Below are 303 nucleotides of genomic sequence, written 5' to 3' on the forward strand. Positions count from 1 at the left end.
GGGCACGCCGCGCTGCACCAGCGGGCCGATGTCCGGGCCGGGGCCGCCACCTTCGCGTTCGAAGGGAATCCCGAGCGGCGCCAGCACCTCGGCGATCTGCTCCAGCAGCGGCCAGTAGGCGGGTTCCACGCCCGCGCGCAGGGCGTAGATGCGGCCCGCACCGAAGTCGCTTTCGGCACCGATCACATGCTTCGCCATCTGCTCCGCATGCGCGGCGGCGTAGGCGCGCGCGCCGATCAGGCCCTGCTCCTCGTTGCCCCAGGCGATCACCCGCACGGTGCGGCGCGGGCGCTGCCCGAGCTT

1 protein-coding gene is annotated in these 303 nt (G+C 73.9%); it reads right to left on the bottom strand.

Annotation, left to right across the window (positions count from 1 at the left end):
- A partial coding sequence (locus FLQ44_RS00420; RefSeq protein WP_147692579.1) for a M28 family peptidase occupies nucleotides 1-303 on the bottom strand: 303 nt, incomplete at both ends.

Origin of the sequence: Vogesella mureinivorans (genome assembly GCF_007644035.1) — a bacterium.
Lineage (GTDB): Bacteria > Pseudomonadota > Gammaproteobacteria > Burkholderiales > Chromobacteriaceae > Vogesella > Vogesella mureinivorans.